The sequence below is a fragment of the Sphingobium sp. VMM genome, assembly GCF_056790315.1.
The window spans coordinates 155,820-172,294 of the sequence record NZ_JBXGSI010000008.1 but is presented as its reverse complement, the minus strand read 5'-3'; the positions used below and the strand labels follow the sequence as shown (position 1 = coordinate 172,294).

Annotated in this window: 18 protein-coding genes; 13 read left to right on the top strand and 5 right to left on the bottom strand. The window is 66.2% G+C overall.

Going from position 1 to position 16,475, the window contains the following annotated elements; translation table 11 throughout:
* The first annotated feature begins 109 nt into the window (after positions 1–109).
* On the top strand, positions 110–847 hold the full coding sequence (locus ACUCV3_RS12495) for a Crp/Fnr family transcriptional regulator (RefSeq protein WP_004210159.1): 738 nt from the start codon (positions 110–112) through the stop codon (positions 845–847).
* Between the two features lie 11 nt (positions 848–858).
* Here ACUCV3_RS12495 and ACUCV3_RS12490 read toward each other — a convergent pair whose 3' ends face one another.
* Entirely contained in the window at positions 859–1,425 is a 567-nt protein-coding gene (locus ACUCV3_RS12490; protein WP_482240677.1) for an HNH endonuclease, read from the bottom strand.
* A 93-nt stretch (positions 1,426–1,518) separates the two neighbouring features.
* Between ACUCV3_RS12490 and gluQRS the strand changes: the two genes are divergently transcribed.
* From gluQRS to ACUCV3_RS12450, 8 genes are all read left to right on the top strand, one after another.
* Entirely contained in the window at positions 1,519–2,424 is a 906-nt protein-coding gene (gluQRS, locus tag ACUCV3_RS12485) for a tRNA glutamyl-Q(34) synthetase GluQRS (protein WP_482240663.1), read from the top strand.
* Positions 2,425–2,433: 9 nt separating this feature from the next.
* Positions 2,434–2,667, top strand: a complete 234-nt coding sequence (locus tag ACUCV3_RS12480; RefSeq protein ID WP_004210155.1) for a twin transmembrane helix small protein — start codon at positions 2,434–2,436, stop codon at positions 2,665–2,667.
* Between the two features lie 6 nt (positions 2,668–2,673).
* Positions 2,674–3,249 carry a cob(I)yrinic acid a,c-diamide adenosyltransferase gene (locus ACUCV3_RS12475; protein ID WP_279727653.1) on the top strand — a complete coding sequence of 192 codons (576 nt, stop codon included), beginning with the start codon at positions 2,674–2,676 and terminating at the stop codon, positions 3,247–3,249.
* 126 nt (positions 3,250–3,375) lie between these two features.
* Positions 3,376–4,230: a GGDEF domain-containing protein gene (locus ACUCV3_RS12470; RefSeq protein ID WP_004210153.1), complete on the top strand. Its 855-nt coding sequence runs from the start codon at positions 3,376–3,378 to the stop codon at positions 4,228–4,230.
* A 93-nt stretch (positions 4,231–4,323) separates the two neighbouring features.
* On the top strand, positions 4,324–5,592 hold the full coding sequence (gene egtB / locus ACUCV3_RS12465) for an ergothioneine biosynthesis protein EgtB (RefSeq protein WP_279727652.1): 1,269 nt from the start codon (positions 4,324–4,326) through the stop codon (positions 5,590–5,592).
* Between the two features lie 5 nt (positions 5,593–5,597).
* Positions 5,598–6,554 (top strand): L-histidine N(alpha)-methyltransferase, encoded by a 957-nt coding sequence (gene egtD / locus ACUCV3_RS12460; protein WP_279727651.1) that lies wholly within the window; start codon positions 5,598–5,600, stop codon positions 6,552–6,554.
* A 347-nt stretch (positions 6,555–6,901) separates the two neighbouring features.
* Entirely contained in the window at positions 6,902–7,150 is a 249-nt protein-coding gene (locus tag ACUCV3_RS12455; RefSeq protein WP_099231618.1) for a ribbon-helix-helix domain-containing protein, read from the top strand.
* Positions 7,147–7,452 carry a type II toxin-antitoxin system RelE/ParE family toxin gene (locus ACUCV3_RS12450; protein ID WP_482240662.1) on the top strand — a complete coding sequence of 102 codons (306 nt, stop codon included), beginning with the start codon at positions 7,147–7,149 and terminating at the stop codon, positions 7,450–7,452. Before ACUCV3_RS12455 ends, ACUCV3_RS12450 begins: the two co-directional genes overlap by 4 nt.
* Positions 7,453–7,469: 17 nt before the next feature.
* On the opposite strand, the gene ACUCV3_RS12445 is transcribed toward ACUCV3_RS12450, so the two are convergent.
* The 3 genes from ACUCV3_RS12445 to ACUCV3_RS12435 all read right to left on the bottom strand — a co-directional run bounded on the left by ACUCV3_RS12445 (position 7,470) and on the right by ACUCV3_RS12435 (position 10,699).
* Positions 7,470–8,180, bottom strand: coding sequence for an HAD family hydrolase (locus ACUCV3_RS12445; RefSeq protein ID WP_010339284.1), 711 nt, complete (start codon positions 8,178–8,180; stop codon positions 7,470–7,472).
* Between the two features lie 83 nt (positions 8,181–8,263).
* The gene (locus ACUCV3_RS12440) at positions 8,264–9,319 is read right to left on the bottom strand and encodes a DUF1176 domain-containing protein (RefSeq protein ID WP_482240661.1); all 1,056 of its coding nucleotides are present in this window, start codon (positions 9,317–9,319) and stop codon (positions 8,264–8,266) included.
* A gap of 66 nt (positions 9,320–9,385) precedes the next feature.
* Positions 9,386–10,699: a NupC/NupG family nucleoside CNT transporter gene (locus tag ACUCV3_RS12435; protein ID WP_004210148.1), complete on the bottom strand. Its 1,314-nt coding sequence runs from the start codon at positions 10,697–10,699 to the stop codon at positions 9,386–9,388.
* A gap of 128 nt (positions 10,700–10,827) precedes the next feature.
* Here ACUCV3_RS12435 and ACUCV3_RS12430 point away from each other — a divergent pair, with 128 nt between their 5' ends.
* The 4 genes from ACUCV3_RS12430 to ACUCV3_RS12415 all read left to right on the top strand — a co-directional run bounded on the left by ACUCV3_RS12430 (position 10,828) and on the right by ACUCV3_RS12415 (position 15,262).
* Positions 10,828–12,108, top strand: a complete 1,281-nt coding sequence (locus tag ACUCV3_RS12430) for an MFS transporter (RefSeq protein WP_279727648.1) — start codon at positions 10,828–10,830, stop codon at positions 12,106–12,108.
* Between the two features lie 114 nt (positions 12,109–12,222).
* A complete protein-coding gene (locus tag ACUCV3_RS12425) occupies positions 12,223–13,125 on the top strand; it encodes a dioxygenase family protein (RefSeq protein ID WP_069336854.1) in 903 nt (300 codons plus the stop codon).
* Between the two features lie 14 nt (positions 13,126–13,139).
* A complete protein-coding gene (locus tag ACUCV3_RS12420) occupies positions 13,140–13,901 on the top strand; it encodes a response regulator (protein ID WP_004210145.1) in 762 nt (253 codons plus the stop codon).
* 8 nt (positions 13,902–13,909) lie between these two features.
* Complete coding sequence (locus tag ACUCV3_RS12415) at positions 13,910–15,262, top strand: sensor histidine kinase (RefSeq protein WP_279776184.1); 1,353 nt, start codon at positions 13,910–13,912, stop codon at positions 15,260–15,262.
* On the opposite strand, the gene ACUCV3_RS12410 is transcribed toward ACUCV3_RS12415, so the two are convergent.
* Complete coding sequence (locus ACUCV3_RS12410) at positions 15,259–16,434, bottom strand: hypothetical protein (protein ID WP_279727646.1); 1,176 nt, start codon at positions 16,432–16,434, stop codon at positions 15,259–15,261. The genes ACUCV3_RS12415 and ACUCV3_RS12410 overlap by 4 nt on opposite strands.
* Positions 16,435–16,475 lie beyond the last annotated feature (41 nt).

The following is a 16,475-nucleotide window of genomic DNA, read 5'->3' as shown; positions in this document are numbered from 1 at the left end:
TCGCGGATCGCCGCAACCTTGATCGAGTTTAGTGCGCCTTGCCGAAATGCAGCCAAAAGGAGGTTGGGGCGTTCTGCCATCGTAACAACAATTTCAAGAAGAAGGTGTATTGGTGGCGACGAGCTGTTTCGCGGAAAGACTGGCCAAGACGGTTCCCCTGTCCGACGCAGAAAAAGCAGCATTGGCTCGGCTGGAAGAAAATCCCCGCAAGATCAAGCGCGGGGCCATGATCCAGCGCGTCAACGAGACGATCACTGAGTTGTTCGTGCTGCGCGAAGGTCGGGTCATGAGCTATGTCATCCTGCCCGATGGCAGCCGCCAGATATTGCGCGTCTACTTCCCCGGCGATTTCATCGGTTCGGCCAGCACCATCTACAGCAAGGCACCGGAATCACTGGTCGCCCTGTCGGACGCCATCGTCTGCCCGTTCGACAAGCATGCGCTGCGCCGGCTGCTGGAGGAATATCCCCGCGTCGCTGCCCTTCTGTTCCTGCTGTCCAATGCGGAGCGGGTGGCGATGACCGACCGGCTTGCCTCGCTCGGCCGCACATCGGCCAGGGCGCGGGTCGCCTCCTTCCTGCTCGACATGTTCGACCGGCTGCGCGTGACCGACGACAGCATCACCGACAGTTTCGACCTGAAGCTGACGCAGGAGGAGATTGGCGACGCGATCGGCCTGACATCCGTCCATGTGAACCGGATGATCCGGCAGATGGAGCAGGAAAAGCTGATCAGCCGCGCCAATGGCCGGATCACGCTGGTCGACATGGCCCGGCTGGAAGAGATCGGCCATTATACCAACCGGCACAAGCATATGGACCTGGACTGGCTGCCCGCGATGAGCTGACGCGCCGCGCGTCAGGCCAGCAGTTCGACATCCCAATAGAGCCAGTCATGCCAGCTTTCGTGGAGATAGCCGGGCGGGAAGGCGCGGCCATGTTCCTGCAACTGCCAACTGGTCGGCCGGATCGGCTGGACATGCAATTGCATGCCCGCTTCGCGCGGGGTGCGCCCACCCTTCTTGAGATTGCAGGGCGAACAGGCGGTCGCGACATTTTCCCAGGTGGTGCGGCCACCCGCGCGCCGCGGCACGACATGGTCGAAGGTCAGATCCTGCGTCGTGCCACAATATTGGCAGCTGAAACGATCGCGCAGGAACAGGTTGAACCGGGTGAAGGCCGGATGCTCCGAGGGCCGCACATATTGCTTGAGCGCGATGACCGAGGGGATGCGCATCTGCAGGCTGGGGCTGTGGACTTCCCGCTCATAGGAAGAGACGATATCCACCCGCTTCAGAAAAATCGCCTTGATGGCGGTCTGCCAGGGCCACAGGCTCAGGGGATAATAGCTGAGCGGGGTATAGTCCGCATTCAAAACCAGCGCCGGGCAGTTTTCCGGATGCCGTATCAGGTCGGGATGGTACATAGTCGCCTCTACCCCCTTGCCGACGCCGCTGATCGACCAACAACGTGACAAGAGCATGACAGCATTAACGAATATCCGCCGTCAAGAGCCTGTATGACTCAATCCACCGCACCACAGCATCTTGTGAGTCGTTTCGCGCCAAGCCCCACCGGTCGATTGCATGTCGGCCATGGCTGGTCGGCGCTGATGGCGATGGACCTGGCACGGGCTGCGGGTGGCGCCTTTCGCCTGCGGATCGAGGATATCGACGGCACCCGCAGCCGGCCCGAACATGTCGACGGGATTGTCGAAGACCTGCGCTGGCTGGGCGTGGCATGGGATGGGGAGATCATCTTCCAGTCGCAGCGCCTGGTCGACTATGACGCGGCGCTCGACCGACTGCGCGCGATGGACCTGCTCTACCCCTGCTTCTGCACGCGCGCCGATATCCAGGCGAGCCTGACCGCGCCGCATGGCCCGGAAGGCCCGGTCTATCCCGGCACCTGTCGCGCCCTGCCGAACGCCGAGCGCACACAACGCATCGCGGCGGGCACGCCCCATGCCTGGCGGATCGACATGCAGGCGGCAGTCGCACTGGCGGGGCCACTTCGCTGGGCCGCCCTGCCCTATCCGCCCGATCCCCACGCGGCGCCCTCCGAAATAGCAACCGATCCGGCGGCGGCGGGCGATGTCGTGCTGGCGCGCAAGGATGCGCCGGCCAGCTATCATCTATCCTGCACGCTGGACGATGCGGCGATGGGCGTCACCCATGTGCTGCGCGGCAATGACCTGCGCGCCGCGACCGACATCCATCGCCTGCTGCAGGCGCTGCTCGACTTGCCAAGCCCCGCCTATATCCACCATCCGCTCCTGCTGGGCGCCGATGGCAAGAGGCTGGCGAAGCGGGACGGGGCGATCGCGCTCGCCGAACTGCGTAGCGCCCGCATGGCCCCACAGCGCCTGGCCGATGATCTGCGCGCCGGGCGCTTTCCGGTTGGCATCACCGCCGGAGCGGCCTAGCATCCCCCTATGACTACCGTGCTCGTCATCGCCCTGATCCTTGCCATGGCCGCGACCCTGTTCGCGCTGGTCCGCGGCATCATCGCCTTCCTCCAGGCGACGAAGGAGGAACTGAACCTGCCGGAAGGGGCGCCGCGCCCGTCCAGCCTGAAGCAGAACCGGATGATGATGAACCGCATCCTGTTCCAGGCCGGCGCCGTCATCATCATCGCCCTGTTGCTGATGATGAAGGGCAATGGCTGAGGGCTAATGGTCAAGCTCAACAAGATCTACACCCGCACCGGGGACGCGGGCACGACCGGTCTGGTCGATGGGTCGCGCCTGCCCAAATATGCGCCGCGCATGCAGGCGGTGGGTGACGTGGACGAGGCCAACAGCGCGATCGGCCTCGCCATCCTGGCGATCGGCGACAGGCCCGAAGCGGCCTGGCTGACCACCATCCAGAACGACCTGTTCGATCTGGGTGCCGACATCGCCACGCCGATCCCGGATGGCGCGGACGAGCCCTGGGCGCTGCGCATCATTGCCGGCCAGGTCGCGCGACTGGAGCAGCAGATCGACGACATGAACGCCGATCTCACTCCGCTCGACAGCTTCATCCTGCCGGGCGGCAGTCCGGCCGCAGCCGCCGTCCATCTCGCCCGTGCGATCACGCGCCGGGCCGAGCGCAGCGCCACGGCCGCCGCCACCGATGTCGCGCTCAATCCGCAGGCGCTGGCCTATCTCAACCGCCTGTCCGACCTGCTGTTCGTGCTTGCCCGCCGGCTGAACGACAATGGCGCGCGCGATGTTAAATGGGTGCCGGGCGCGTCAAGACAGGTATGATTTCAACGGCCTGGCTACCATCGGCCACGCTTTGCCTTGCAGCGCAACATTAACCCTATTCATTCAGAGCGCGTTTAGCCAATTCTCCAAATTTGCGGGTTATTCGCAATTAGTGAGAGGGCCAAGATGCAATTCTATCTGGCAACATCCTTCATCTTTCCGCGCAGCCTGCGCCTGCGCCTGTTCGCACTCTGTTTCGTCGCCACCCATCTGCCGCTGATCGGCTATATCAGCTGGGGCATGGCAACCGGCCGGATCGCACTGGCCGAGTTCCTGCTGCTGCTTGGCGCCACGCTGGTCGGCACGATCATGGCGCTGATGGGGATCGGCGCGCTGCTGAGTCCGATCCATGCGCTGGCCGATACGCTGCGCCCCGATAGCCCGGAGGCGCCGGTCCTGCCTGAAGTCGGCGACGTGATCCGCACCCTCTATGCCGGCGTCCACCGCGCCGCGACATCGACCCGCGCGCAGATGGACGAATTGCAGGTGGCGGCGCATGAAGATCCGCTGACCGGCATCGCCAACCGGCGCGGCCTGCTGGCGCAGATCGACGAGCTGCCGGTCGAAAAGCGCCAGGGCTGCATCGCGATCATCGACATCGATCATTTCAAGCAGGTCAATGACCGGCTGGGCCATGACGAGGGCGACCGGGTGCTGCGCGATTTCGCCACCCGCCTGTCGGCCCAGATCCGGCGCATCGACATGGTCGCGCGCTGGGGCGGCGAGGAATTTGCCGTCTTCTTCCAGCATTGCATCGAGGATGAGGCGAGCTGGTCACTGGCGCGCCTGGCCGAGCAGATTCGCGAGCATCCGCTGGGCGATGTCGATGGCCGCCCGATCACCTTTTCCGCCGGCATCTGTCGCTGGAAGGGCGAGGAGATGGACGAGGTGCTGCGCCTGGCCGACCAGGCGCTGTACGAAGCCAAGGCCAATGGCCGCAACCAGCTGCGCCGTGCCCGGCCGGAGCGCACCGCCGCCTGATTCTGCGCCGCGCCAGGGCGGCAAGGAACCGACCTGCCCGGTCATGCGCTTACCCCTTGCGAGAGCGGTGCAACCGTATCGAAAGGGGCGTGCATGGCCAAAATCTGGATCCAGCCCGGACAGGACGCGCTGGCGGAACGCTATCGCGCCGTCCGCGCCCTGACGCAGGCGCTGGCGGCGCCCCTGTCCGACGCGGATGCCACGGTGCAGTCGATGCCCGACGCGTCGCCCGCCAAATGGCATCTGGCTCATGTCAGCTGGTTCTTCGAGACCTTCGTCCTGCGCGATCATGTCGAGGGCTATCGCCCCTTCGACGACAGCTTCGCCTATCTGTTCAACAGCTATTATGAGGCGGAAGGCCCCCGCCATGCCCGGCCGATGCGGGGCATGCTGACCCGGCCGAGCCTGAACGAGGTGCGCGCCTATCGCGCCCATGTCGATGCAGCGCTGCTGGCCGCCATGCCGCATCTGCCGGAGGCCGCCTGCACGCTGGTGACGCTGGGACTCCAGCATGAGCAACAGCATCAGGAATTGCTGCTGACCGACCTGCAGCATCTTTTTTCGCTCAATCCCATCGCCCCTGCCCTGTTCGATGCGCCCAGGGCGATGCCCGCGCCGGTGCCCGGACCGCTGCACTGGATCGAGGGACGCGAGGGGCTGGTCGAGATCGGCGACGACGGCAAGGCCGGCTTCGCCTTCGATTGCGAGGGGCCGCGCCACAAGGTCTTCCTGCGCCCCCACGCCCTGGCCCACCGGCCGATCACCAATGGCGAATGGGTCAGCTTCATCGAGGATGGCGGCTATCGTGACCCGGCGCTCTGGCTGTCGGATGGCTGGGCCTGGGTCCAGGCGGAAGGGATCGAGGCGCCGCTCTACTGGCAGCGCGGCGAGAAGGGCTGGACCCGTTTCGGCCTGGACGGACGCCAGCCGGTCAATCCGGCCGCCCCGGCCTGCCATATCAGCCTGTATGAGGCAGACGCCTATGCCAGTTGGGCGGGCGCGCGCCTGCCGACCGAGGCGGAATGGGAAAGCGCGGCGCTCAACATCGCGCCGACCAGTGGCGAGCAACTGGACGGCACCGCCTGCCCCCGCCCCCGCGCCGCCGAAGACGGCACCAGCCTGACCCAGATGTTCGGCGATGTATGGGAATGGACCGGCAGCGCCTATCGCCCCTATCCCGGCTTTCGCACCGCCCCCGGCGCAGTCGGCGAATATAATGGCAAGTTCATGTCCGGGCAGTTCGTGCTGAAGGGCGGCAGCTGCGCCACCCCGCGCGGCCATGTCCGCGCCAGTTACCGCAATTTCTTCCACCCCCATCAACGCTGGCAGTTCACGGGACTGCGGCTGGCCAAGGATCTGTAAGCCCCATGCTGCTGACGCACGACATGCCCGCCGCCCGCACCATCGACCCGGCATTCCGCCGCGACATATTGGCCGGCCTTGCCCGATCGCCCAAGGCGACCCCGCCCATCTGGTTCTACGACCGGCGCGGATCGGAATTGTTCGAGGATATTACCGACCTGCCCGAATATTATCCGACCCGCACCGAAACCGCGCTGCTGGCCGGCCATGGCAGTGATTTCGCCGCCGCCATCGGCTCCGGCCGGGCAGTGGTGGAATTCGGCGCCGGCAGCGCGCGCAAGACGCCGCATCTGCTGCGCGCGATCGCCCCCGCCGCCTATGTGCCGATCGACATCAGCGGCGATTTCCTGCGCGCGAGCAGCGCCGAACTGGCCAGCGCCTTTCCCGGCCTGCCGGTGCTGCCGCTGGTCGGCGACTTCACCGGCGCTTTGGCCCTGCCCGATGCGATCGACGGCCTGCCACGGCTCGGCTTCTTCCCCGGCTCCACCATCGGCAACAGCGAGCCGGACACCGCCGTCGACCTGCTGCGCGCGATGCGCCGACTGCTAGGCGACGAAGCGATGCTGCTGATCGGCATGGACCGGATCAAGGACCGCGATCGGCTGATCGCCGCCTATGACGATGAAGCCGGTGTCACCGCCGCCTTCAACCGCAACCTGCTGGTGCGGATCAACCGCGAGCTGGAGGGTGACCTGCCGGTCGATGCCTTTGCCCATCGCGCCATCTGGAATGACGAGAAGGCGCGGATCGAGATGCACCTGGAAGCGACCGAGCCGCTGCATTTCCATGTCGCCGGCCAATGTTTCCACATGGCAGCGGGCGAGACCATCCATACCGAGAGCAGCCATAAATATGGCGCGCGCGACGAGCGCCTGCTGCTGCGCGCGGGCGGGTGGGAACCCATGGCCGAATGGATCGACCCGGACGGCCTGTTCGCGCTGGTGCTGGCGAAGGCGGGATAGAATCTGCCCGGAAATTTTACGCGACAGTCGAAGTTCACAGTGTCGTAGGGCTGATTTCGGCCAAATGCACCGGCTATGCGCCTGCCACGCGCCGGTGAAACGACAGTTGCGCGACAATCGGGTCATGGCGACGCGACACGGACGCGACAGCGAGGCGACAGTGAAGCGACACTGGGCGGCTGAAACGCCATGGTGCGGGGTGGGAATGGAGCGCGGCTTCCATCGCCCAGGATAGATCAGAGAAAGGCCGAGTAGGAAAGCGAGGGTGAAACTCTTGCCGCGGCCCGGCAACTGGCATCGAAACCGAAGATGCGATATGATAAAATCATATCGGAATGGAGGCAGGCATGGCCGCGAAAGCAATCACCGTGACGCTGGGCGAAATGACATCCCATGCCGAGCGCCATCTGGCATCCGGCCGCTATGCATCCATGAGTGAAGTCATGCGCGCTGGCCTGCGTGCGCTGGATCGGGAAGAGGCTGTCCTGGACGAACTGGTGCGCGTCCGCGTGGCAGAAGCGCTGGCCGATCCGCGTCCCCCGATGCCGCTTGACAAGGCATTTGCGCAGGTCAGGGCCGCGATCGACAAGGCATGAGCCATCATGTCCGATTGTCGGCATTGGCGATCGAGGATCTGGTTGCGATTCACCATTGGGTGCGTGTGGAGGCCGACCTCGCCACGGCCGACCGCTATCTGGCCCGGATCGAGGAGCGCGTTGCCGCACTGTCCGACCTCCCCGATCGCGGATCTCCACGCGATGATCTGATCACGGGCCTGAGGACGTTGACCTTCGAGCGCCGGCTATTGATCGCCTATCATGTGGACGGAGAGATGGTCACCGTTCAGCGCGTCATCCATGCGGTGCGCGATCTGGGGCCGATGCTTCAGACAGTCTGAAGCCGGTGCCAATCCGCTTATTCCGTCGCGAGCAGCAGGTCGCGCAGGTCGTGCAGGCTGGGCAGGACCGCGCTGGCCGCAAGCACCAGTTCCTCGGTCGGCGGCAGGAGGTCGGGAACCATCACCGTCGCCATGCCCGCCGCCACGCCGGCGCGGACGCCGGCATGGCTGTCCTCCACCGCGACGCAATCGGCCGGATCGACGCCCAGCCGCTCGGCCGCCAGCAGATAGGGCTGCGGGTCGGGCTTGGGGCGGTCGACGTCATTGCGGGTGACGACGGTCTGGAAATAAGGAAGCAGCCCGGCCTTCTCCAGCCGCTGCTGAGCATAGGGGGCCATGGTCGAAGTCGCGATCGCCATCGGGATGCCGGCCCTGGCCAGATGATCCAATATCACCTCAGCACCCGGCCGCAGCGGAATGCCTGCCTCCAGCGCGGCGACGAACAGCGCGTCACTGTCGGCATAGAATTGATCGACCGGGAAGTCCGGCCCCATGCGGTCGGCCAGCATCCGCAGATTCTCGTCGCGATGGATGCCGACCATCGACAGCAGCATCTCGTCCGACATCGGCCAGCCCATCGCCGCGCCGGTGCGGGCGAAGGCATCGCGATGCGCGGCCTCCGTATCCAGCAGCGTGCCGTCCATGTCGAAGATGACGGCGCGGATCGGGTTGGGCAGCGCTGCGGCGGCTTGCGGCGGCGCGTCGGAAAGGGATGCGGTGCTTGCCATGCCCCTCATATGGGGTGTGCGGTGCAATATTTCCATTGCAAAGCGCAGCATTGGGCCTGCAATTTTCCTATTGCAGCTGCGTCCTATTCGACGACCTGCGCGGTCCAGACGGGGATCCAGCGCCAGGCGCCACGGCATTCCCCCATGCTGGTCGCTTCGGTCAGGCGGAAGCGGCTGCCATCCCAGACATAGGTCTGGCTGGTGCCGCAATCGCCGATGCCGCGCCCCTTGGCGAAGCTTTGCAGCAGCGACTTTTCGGGCGCCCAGCCGGCATTCACCAGGGTGGGATGGCCGATCTCCTCCGTGCCCCAGCCGGGCGCATAGTCGAACGGCGCGAAGCGGAAGCTGCGGCGGCCCGGAATGCCGCTGGCGATCACCGGCACGGTGGTGAAATTATAGGCGCCAGAGCCACAGGGAACCAGGATCAGCGTGTCATTCTTCGACAGGCGATGCAGTTCGGACTGGCCATTGGCCATCTCGTCGGTGCAGCCGGTGAACTTGCCGAGCGCGGTCCGCTCCTCGCGCCACAATGCGGCCGGCGCATCGCCCGTCGCGATGACCGCGCGATGGATCGCCGGCGTCGGCGGCGCGACCCGCACCGCGAGCGGACCGAGCGGCCCGGTCGCGACCAGCGCGGTGGTGGTGCCGGCCCGGCCCTGGCGCGCATCCATGTAGCGGATTGCCGCGCCCGCGCCCGCGAGCGAGGGACGACCGAGCAACCGGTTGCCGGTGCGCACTTCCATCGTGCTGCCGCGCGCCATCGCGATCGCCAGCGCCGACGCCTGCGGCCCGCGCAAGGTGGCGTCGCCATCGCGCGCGGTCACTGTCGCGACCTTGCGGCCGTCGACCAGGAAGCTGACGTCGGAGGAACCCTTGGCATCGCGGCTGACCCAGACTTCGGCCGCGGCATCGGGACCGGCCGAACGGGCGACGCCGACCATCACCGGATTGTCGGGCCAGTCGCCGCCGGGCAGCAGCGACACCGCCTCGCACCAGTTGCGATTGTCGCAACCGATGGTCCAGTCCTTGTAGGTTTCAAGCATGCCAGGCTTGGGCGCGGGCGCGTTGGTCTGCGCCGTTGCCATGCCAATGGTGCCGATGGCCGTTAAGACGACCGCGAAAAATCTAAGTTCCCCCATCGGTTAACCATAACCGATTTGTTAAGCCGGGGGTAGGGCCTCTGTTAAGTAATCGAAATGATTTGGTTAAAGGCTTAACATCAACCCGGCCAGCGCCGCGCTCATCAGATTGGCCAGACTGCCGGCGACCAGCGCCTTCAGCCCCAGCTTGGCGATCATCGGCCGCTGATTGGGGGCGAGATTGCCGGTCACCGCCATCTGGATCGCGATCGAGCTGAAATTGGCAAAGCCGCACAGCGCAAAGGTGATGATGGCGATGGTCGAGGGCGACAGGCCGTCCTGCACCTGGCCGAGATTGATATAGGCGACGAATTCGTTGAGCACGACCTTGGTACCGAACAGGCCGCCAGCCACCTGCGCTTCGTTCCAGGGGATGTTGAGCAGATACATGACCGGCGAGAAGACATAGCCGAGCAGCTGCTGGAAGCTGAGTTCGGGATAGCCGAAGATGCCGCCAATACCGCCAAGGATGCCGTTGGCGAGTGCCACCAGCGCAACGAAGGCCAGCACCATGGCGCCGACGGCGACGGCCAGCTTGACGCCGGTCTGGGCGCCCTGCGCCGCCGCCATGATGATGTTGGCGGGCTTTTCCTCGTCATGGGTAGCGACCGGCATGGGTTCGCCCGGCGTGGTTTCCGCATTCAGCACCGCCGCGACCGCAGCCGCACGGCGCGTTTCGGGCAGGTGGATATCATCCTCCAGCGGCAGTTCCGGTTCGCATTCCGGCTCGTCGGGCATCATGATCTTGGCCATCAGCAGGCCGCCGGGTGCCGCCATGAAGCTGGCCGCGAGCAGATAGTCGATCTTGATCCCCATCGAGGCATAGGCCGCCAGGATGGTGCCGGCGACGCCCGCCATGCCGCTGGTCATCACCGCGAACAGTTGCGGCCCGTTGAGGCCGGCGAGATAGGGACGGATCACCAGTGGGCTTTCGCTCTGGCCGACGAAGATGTTGGCGGCGGCGCACAGGCTTTCCACCTTCGACACGCCCGTCACCTTCTCGATCGCGCCGCCGACCCAGCGGACGATGAACTGCATGATGCCCAGATAATAGAGGATCGACACCAGGCTGGCGAAGAAGATGATCACCGGCAGCGCGGCGATGGCGAAGCTGGCGCCGCCGATTTCGGGCTTGGCCAGCGGGCCGAAGATGAAATTGGTCCCCGCCTGCGCATAGCCCAGCAGATTGGCGACGCCGTGCGACATGCCCGCGATGATGGCGCGTCCGGCCGGCACATAGAGCACCAGCAGCGCGATCCCCGCCTGCAGCAGGAAGGCCGCGCCGACCACGCGCAGCCGGATCGCGCGGCGGTTGGAAGAGAGGGCAAAGGCAATGGCAAGAATCAGCAATATGCCGGCGAGGCCGATAAGAAGATGCATGAAGCGCTTTCGCGGGAATGGGCAAACCGCGCGACTATACAGGGCCAGCGCGCGGAAACCAGCAGGGAATCCCGCCCCGCGATATAAATGAGATAGCCTCGCTTTTTATCGACAAATCGATCAGAACCATGACGACACAGAAGATGCGATGGGGAGAGGCGATGCTGATGGAAACCGACAAGCCCGGTGCCGCTACGGAATGGCGGCGTCATTATATGCTGCCGATCGCGGCCGCGCTCGGCTATGCCACCAGCGTCATCCATATCTATGGGCTTGGCCCCTATATCCAGCCGATCAGCGACCAGTTCGGCTGGACGCGGACGCAGGTGACGGTGGGCCTGACCCTGTCCACCCTGGTCCAGGCCGTCTTTTCCGTGCCGATCGGCCTGATGGTCGACCGGTTGGGGCCGCGCCTCTTCGGACTGGTCGGCGTGCTGCTGACCTGTGGCGCCTTTGCCCTGCTGGGCACGGCGACCGGCAGCCCCGGCCAATGGTATCTGCTCTGGGCGCTGCTGGCGCTCGCCACCCTGCCGGTGCAGGCGACGATCTGGACCAGCGCCGTCGCCACCCGGTTCGAGGCGTCGCGCGGCCTGGCCTTTGCCATCACCCTGTGCGGCGCATCGATCGCGGTCGCCATCTTTCCGCTGATGGGCAGCTGGCTGATCGGCCAATATGGCTGGCAACGCGCCGCGCCGATCCAGGCGGCGATCTGGGCCGCGTGCAGCTTTCCGCTGATCTGCCTCTTCTTTCGTGGCGCGCGAGATCGGCGGCGCGGCGAGGCCGAGACGGCCAATGCCGCAGTGCCCGCGATCGGTGCCACGCTGGCGGAGGGGGTGCGCTCCTCCATCTATCATCGCCTGCTGCTCGCCAGCCTGCTCTTCACCTTCACCATCATCGCCCTGGTCGTGCATTTCGTGCCGATCCTGACCGATCGCGGCGCGGACCCGATGCGGGCGGCCGGCATAGCCTCGGTCGTGGGCCTCTGTTCGATCATCGGCCGGCTGGCGACCGGCCTGCTGCTCGACCGGTTCCGTGGATCGCTGGTCGGTGCCGGCGTCTTCCTGCTGCCGGCGGCTGCCAGCCTGCTATTGCTGGGCGCCGGAAACAATGTCGCGCTGCTGATCGCGGCGGCCGCGCTGATCGGCCTGACACTGGGCGCGGAGGTCGACGTGATCGTCTATCTCACCACCCAGCATTTCGGCCTCAAGACCTTTGGCGGCCTTTATGGCGGGCTGCTGATGGCACTATCGGTCGGCACCGCCACCGGGCCATTGGGCGCGTCGGCGATTTTCGACCGCTTCGGCAATTACGCGCCCTTCCTGTGGATAACGCTTGTCCTGATGGTCGGTAGCAGCCTCGCGCTTGCCAGCCTGCCGCGCCCGGCCTTTGCCCGGCCGCGCGGCCATTGAGGGGGCATTGACATAAAGCGCTACAAAGCCGCCACGTCGAGACATCGCGAGGATATATGGCGCGCCTAGTCCTGCCCTTCTGACAGTCCACAGACGACAGAAGGGTAGAGCGAGATGATGCAGGATGGCGCGCATGACGACCATGGCCATGGCCTGGCCGATGACCTGGCGCAGATGCGCAAGCTGGCCGGCGAGGCGATGGGCCGCCGCCGCACGTTGCGCCTGCTCTTTTCGGCCGGCAGCGCCGCGCTGATCACCGCCTGTGGTGGTGGCGGCAGTGACAGCGACACTGACACATCGACCGCCACGCCGACGCCCACCCCTACCCCGACGCCAACACCCACGCCGACCCCGACGTCGAGCAGTTGCATCGCCGATCCGGAGGAAACCAACGGCCCCTATCCGGCGGACGGGTCCAACAGCAGCAATGGCAGCGTCGTCAATGTGCTGGACGATACCGGCATCGTGCGCACCGACATCCGGTCGAGCTTCGGATCCTCGAGCGGCACCGCCGAGGGCATCTATATGCAGCTCACCATCACGGTGGTGAACGTCAATGGCAGCTGCGCGCCGCTGGAGGGCTATGCCGTCTATATCTGGCATTGCACCCGCGACGGCCTCTATTCGCTCTACACCGTGCCGGGCGAAAATTACCTGCGCGGCGTGGGGGTGACCGATGCCAATGGCCAGGTGACCTTCACCAGCATCTTCCCCGGCTGCTATGACGGGCGCTTCCCGCATATCCATTTCGAGGTCTATCCCAGCCTGGCCAAGGCGACCAGCTATGCCAATCGCGTGCTGACGTCGCAGTTCGCGATGCCGACGGATGCCTGCAACACGGTCTATGCGACCAGCGGCTATTCCAGCAGCAAGACCAATTTCGCCAAGATCACCACCAGCAGCGACAATGTGTTCGGCGACAACACGTCGGCCCAGGTCGCGGCGATGACGCCCACCATGACCGGCGATACGACCAATGGCTTCACCGGCACGGTGACGGTCGGCATCGCCATCTGACAGGAATTATGCGGATGACTTTGCAGGGATCGCCTTCAATCGATATGCTGACCGCCAATATGGACGGATCGCGCATATTGGTGGTCGACGATGATGCGGACATCCGCATCCTGTTGTCGGATTTTCTGGAGCAGCATGGCTTTGCCGTGACCGCGGTCGCGGACGGCGTGGCGATGGATCAGGCGCTGGCGGCGCAGACGTTCGACATTGCCGTGCTGGACGTGATGATGCCCGGCGAGGACGGGCTGTCGATCCTGCGGCGGCTGGCCGCGAGCGGCGACCTGCCGATCATCATGCTGTCGGCGATCGGCGGCGATATCGACCGCATCGTCGGGCTGGAAATGGGGGCGGAGGATTATCTGCCCAAGCCGTGCAATCCGCGCGAACTGCTCGCCCGCGTCCGCACCGTGCTGCGCCGCAATCGCCGCCAGACATCGGAACCGCAGGTGCCCGCCGGGCAGCGGCTGCGCTTTGCCGGCTGGCAGGTCGACATGGGCGTGCGCCTGCTGACCGACCCTGACAATGTCGTCGTCACCTTGACCGATGGCGAGTTCCGCCTGCTGCGCGCCTTCATCGAACATCCGCGCCGGGTGCTGAGCCGCGACCAGTTGCTCGACTATTCGGCCGGCAGCGACGCGGAAAGCTATGACCGGGCGATCGATGTCCAGGTCAGCCGCCTGCGCCGCAAGCTGGAACGTGGCGAGATGGGCGACGAACTGGTCCGCACGATCCGCAACGAAGGCTATATGTTCACCGCCGAGGTCCGCCCGGCGTGAGCCCGGCGATGCTGCCGGGCGCCGGCGAGCCGGGACGCTACAATCCCTCGATCCTGACCCGGATCGTCTTTCTGGTCGCCGCCACCCTGTTGCTGGCGCTGGGCGCGATGATGCTGGTCGCCTTTCGCGGCCCCCCGCCCCATGCCCGGCCGATGATGCTGGTGGAGGCGACCGGCCTGCTGCGCGGCGGCACCCAGCCGCCCGGAAGCTGGCAGATCAGCCGCTATCAATCCGATCGCGCCCCCGCGCCCGACGCGGGGCAGGAAAGCAACCGTGCGGGAGCCGAGCGCATTGCCGGCCTGCTGGGCGTGCCCGCCAATGCGGTGGCGTTGATCCAGGAACGACCGCCGATCGGCATGCCGCGTCCCGGACCGGAGATCGAGCCCCGGCCCGACATGGGGATGGAGTTCGACCCCGGCCGGATGATGCTGCGCGGCAACTTTGCCCTGGCCGTGCGCGAGGATGGCAGGAACTGGTCGGTGCTGCTGGGGCGGCAAGGGCCGAACTGGCGCTGGTATGCGATCACCCTGTCGCTGATGGCGGGCATCTTCATCCTGCTGCTGCTGCCGGCCTATTGGGTGGCGCGGCGCATCACCCAGCCGATCCGCCTGCTGGCCGAAGGCGCCGCGCGCGAGCGCCCCGAACGCGCAGAGCCGCTGCCGATCGGTGGCCCGCCCGAGGTGCGCGCCATGGGCATCGCCTATAATCACATGCGCGCGCGGATCGCCGATTATGTGTCGGAACGGACCGCCATGCTGGTGGCGATCGCCCATGACCTGCGCACGCCGATGACGCGCCTGTCCTTCCGCCTGGAACAATTGCCCGACGGCCCGCGCGCCAAGGCACAGGCCGACGTGCAGGAAATGCGGGCGATGGTCACCGACCTGCTCGACTTCATGCGCGAAGGGACCGAAGGGCGCCAGCGCGCCCGCATCGACCTGTCGGCGATCGTCGAGACGCTGGCCGACGACCTGGCCGACATGGGCCATGACGTCGCCGTCACCGCCAGCCAGCGCGCGGTGATAGAGGGCGACGCGCTCGCACTGCGCCGCTGCATCGGCAACATGGTCGAGAATGCGGTGCGCTATGGCGGATCGGCGCGGGTCTGCCTGCGCGTCGAGGGCCACCGGGCGATCGTCGATGTGGTCGATTCCGGCCCCGGCGTTCCGCCCGAGATTCTCGACCGGCTGTGCGAGCCTTTCTATCGCGGCGAAGCCTCGCGCAATCGCGAGACCGGTGGCGTGGGCCTCGGCCTGTCGATCGCCCGCACCATTGCCGAAGGGCATGAGGGCAGCATCGGCTTTGCCAACCGGGCCGAGGGCGGATTGCGGGCGACGGTGATCCTGCCGCTCGATCGCTAAAGCATCATCCCCTTCAGTTCCTGCAACACCATCGCGGTCGGCATCGACAGGAACATCGCCACCAGAAAAGGTGCCAGCGTCGCCGCGATCAGGATCAGCAGGCTGCGCAGGTCGACCGGCAGGAAACGCATGGCATAGACGTTGGACACCACGCCATAGAGGTCGGCCGCCGCCGAAAAATCCGGCGCGGAGAGAAGATCGGACTGTTCCTTCGCGCTGCCATCGAACCAGCGATCCTCGAACGACCGGCCCAGCGCCACCGCCAGCGCACCATAATGCATCGCGTTGCGCCGCCAGGCCCGCGCCATGACCGGGCGGAACACGCCCAGCGGCGCAACGCACAGCAGCAGCACCAGCGCCACCGTGCCACCGATCAGGAAGCCGCCGGTCATCGGCGTCGCTGCACCCTGGAGATGGACATTGGCGAAACGGCCTGCGGTGATGCAGCCGATCCCCAGCGCAAAGGTGCCGAAGGCCCGGACCGACTGGGCCAGAAAGCCCAGGCCGCCGGCATTGTCGGGATGGGCGACGACCAGCCGCAGGTCCATGGCCGCGACCTTGTGCAGCAGCCGCGTCCACACGAGGATGCGCCAGAGCCAGCCCATGAGCAGCGTCAGCAACAGCGGCAGGCTGACCAGCATATGCCACCAGCCGGCCGCCGATAGCCGCCCCGGCCCGGCGATGGTCCAGGCCGGCAGGCCATGGTTCGAAATACCGGTCGCGAACAGCCACAGGATGATCGCATAGGCGGCGAGCAGCACCAGCAGTTCGGCGACCGGCGCACGCACCGCCGCGCGCGCCCTGGCCAGTTCAGCCTTCAATCCGTCCCCGGCATCAGGCGGGATCAGCCCGGAAATGGCGAAATGGCGCACCACCGCGCCCAGCCGCCGCGCGGTTTCGACATGGGCGACCAGCAGGAGCGGCACGGCAAAGGCGAAGCGGGCATGCGCCCCGATGTCGCGCAGGAAATGGCGCAGATCGCCGGCCCGGTCATGGCCCGGCAGGACGAGGATGAGCAGCAGGAGCGGCAACCAGCCGACCGCCAGCGCAAGCAGGGCGCGGACGCGCACCGTGGGCAGGGCCGGCACCGACAGGCGGACAAGGCCGGGCAGCCCGCGCGGCGGACCCCATTCGAACAGGTCGTGCCCCTCCGCATCCGCTTCGTTGGTCACTTGCACGCCCTTCCGCTTCGCCTCGGCTCATGAGAACCGCG